The 2,450-nt window shown below is 70.5% G+C and carries 3 protein-coding genes; 1 reads left to right on the top strand and 2 read right to left on the bottom strand.

Features of this window, described 5'->3' with window-relative positions:
- The coding region (locus tag ACTS11_RS13190) for a pyridoxal-phosphate-dependent aminotransferase family protein (protein ID WP_442640769.1) at window positions 1–907 on the bottom strand (907 nt) is incomplete at its 3' end.
- 171 nt (window positions 908–1,078) lie between these two features.
- Between ACTS11_RS13190 and bhcR the strand changes: the two genes are divergently transcribed.
- The gene (bhcR, locus tag ACTS11_RS13195; protein WP_442640770.1) at window positions 1,079–1,918 is read left to right on the top strand and encodes an HTH-type transcriptional regulator BhcR; all 840 of its coding nucleotides are present in this window, start codon (window positions 1,079–1,081) and stop codon (window positions 1,916–1,918) included.
- Here the strand turns inward: bhcR and ACTS11_RS13200 are convergent.
- Window positions 1,915–2,450: outer membrane protein (locus tag ACTS11_RS13200; protein ID WP_442640771.1), on the bottom strand; the 536-nt coding region annotated here is incomplete at its 5' end. The two genes, bhcR and ACTS11_RS13200, sit on opposite strands and share 4 nt — an antisense overlap.

The following is a 2,450-nucleotide window of genomic DNA, read 5'->3' on the forward strand; positions in this document are numbered from 1 at the left end:
TGACCGAGTTCGACCAGAGATCGGGCCGCGCGGCGCAGAGCGTCAGGCCCCAGGCATGGACCGCGGCCCGGACGCCGTCGGCGATGCGGGCGTGGCGCGCGAAGACGTTGTCCAGACCCTCGGCCTCGAGCATCCCGCAGCTCGCCTTGAGCCCGTTCAGAAGGCCCACGGCCGGCGTGTAGGGATAGCCGTTCGCGGCGTAGGTCCGCGCCATGTCGCGGATGTCGTAGAAGCAGCGGGGCAGGCCGGCGGTCTCGACGGCGGCGAGCGCCTTCTGCGAGAAGCCGGTGATGGCGAGGCCCGCGGGCAGCATGAAGCCCTTCTGGCTTCCGGTCACGGCGACATCGACGCCCCAGGCGTCGAACTCGAAGGGCATCGAGGCGATGGAGGACACGCCGTCGACGAAGAGGAGCGCGGGGTGCCCCGCGGCGTCCATCGCGCGGCGGACGGCGGCGATGTCCGAGAGAACGCCCGTGGCCGTCTCGTTGTGGGTGGCGAGGATCGCCTTGATCCGGTGGCCCTTGTCGGCGGTCAGGATCTCCTCGAAGCGGTCGGCGGGAATGCCCTCGCCCCAGGGGGTCTCGACGATCTCGACCTTCAGGCCGTGGCGCTGGCACATGTCGATCCAGCGGTGGCTGAACATGCCGTTGCGCGCGGCGAGGACCGTATCGCCGGGGTTCAGCGTGTTGGTGATCGCGACCTCCCAGCCTCCGGTGCCGGTCGCGGGGAAGATGAAGACCTCCGCCGTCTCCGCGCGGAGGATGCGGCGCACGCCGTCACGCGCCGGGTGCAGGATCTCGGCGAAGAGCGCCGAGCGGTGGTCGAGCGTGGGCATGTCGCAGGCGCGCCGCAGGCTCTCGGGCATGTTGGTCGGGCCCGGTATGAAGACCGGATTCTGAAAGCTCATGGGCGTCTCCTTCCCTCTGTTGCCCGGACCATACGCCCTGCGCTCCGGCACCACAATTTTTTTGAAATCGTTTTTCAAAACTGGTATCGTGCTGCCTATGCGAGCGAAAACAAAGGCTTGCATTTTTTCATATCGTGAAATGCTTTTTCACTGCGCTGCAGCGAGGGCCCGATGCGCGACGATCCGCAAGACTCATCCCCCCGCCGGGCGCGGGGGCGGCCCAAGGCCTGGGACGACCGCAGCGACCAGAACACGGTCAAGTCGCTCGACCGCGCGATGGCGGTCTTCGAGCACCTGTCGACCACCTCGGGCGCCACGCTTTCGGAACTGTCGGCCGACACCGACCAGGCGCCCGCCACGACCTACCGCATCCTCGTGACCCTCGAGGCGCGGGGGCTGGTGGAGTTCGACCCCGGCCCGCAGCTCTGGCACATCGGCCCGCGCGCGTTCCTGATCGGCGCGCGCTACCTCCGGCGCACCTCGCTGGTGGAGCGCGCGCGCCCCGTCCTCCGCCGCCTGATGGAGCGCACCGGCGAGACGGCGAACCTCGGTGTCGCGCGCGAGGCCGACGTCCTCTTCGTCAGCCAGGTGGAGACGCACGCCTCGATCCGCGCCTTCTTTCCGCCCGGCACGCTCTCGCCCATGCACGCGTCGGGGATCGGCAAGGCGATCCTGGCGCAGATGCCGGGCGACCGGCGTGCGCAGCTCCTCTCAGGGGCCGTGCTGGAGCGGTTCACGCCGCACACGCTGACCGACCGCGCGGCGCTGGAGACGGACCTCGCCGAGGCGCGGGCGCGCGGCTACGCCATCGACGACGAGGAGAAGACCGAAGGTATGCGCTGCATCGCGGCCCCGGTCTTCGACGTGCATGGCGAGGTGGTGGCCGGCATCTCCGTCTCCGGTCCGGCCAGCCGGGTCAGCCGGGAGGGGATCGCGGGCTTCGCCGCGGCGGTGACGGAGGCGGCGCGCGACCTCTCCGCCGCACTCGGCGCGCCGGGCGAGGCGGCCTAGAAGCGCAGGCCGCCGCGCAGGCTGAGCGTGTCGATCTCGGTCTCGAAGGTGCTGACCGCGTTCGACCCCTCGAGGCCGCGCCGCGTCAGGTCCGCGCCGAGGAAGAACCGCTCGGAGATGTTGTATTCCATCCCGATGCCGAAGTTCATCCCGTCGGTATCGACCGGGTTCGGCGCCGACGGCGCGAGCGTGCCGGCGCTGTAGCCGAGCGCGCCGTAGACCATGAAGTCGCCGATGGCATAGCCCGCCCGCCCGCGCAGGTCGTAGAGCGTGCGGTAGGCCTCCGTGTTGCCGCCCAGGGGCCAGGTGAAGTCGTCCGCCCGCAGGATGCGCACCTCGCCGCCGAAGACGAAGGACCCCGTCTGCCAGTTGTAGCCCGCGGCGAGCCCGAACGCGGTTCCGTCGTCGAAGGGCGAGGTGAGGGGCGCATTGGTGACGTCGCCGTCGATCGTGCCGAATTCGAGCGCGCCGTAGAAGCCGGTGAACCCGTCCGCCGCGGGCGCCGGCGCGGGCAGGACCGCGGGCGGCGCGG

This window comes from Roseicyclus sp., assembly GCF_052168335.1.
Classification (GTDB): Bacteria; Pseudomonadota; Alphaproteobacteria; order Rhodobacterales; family Rhodobacteraceae; genus Roseibacterium.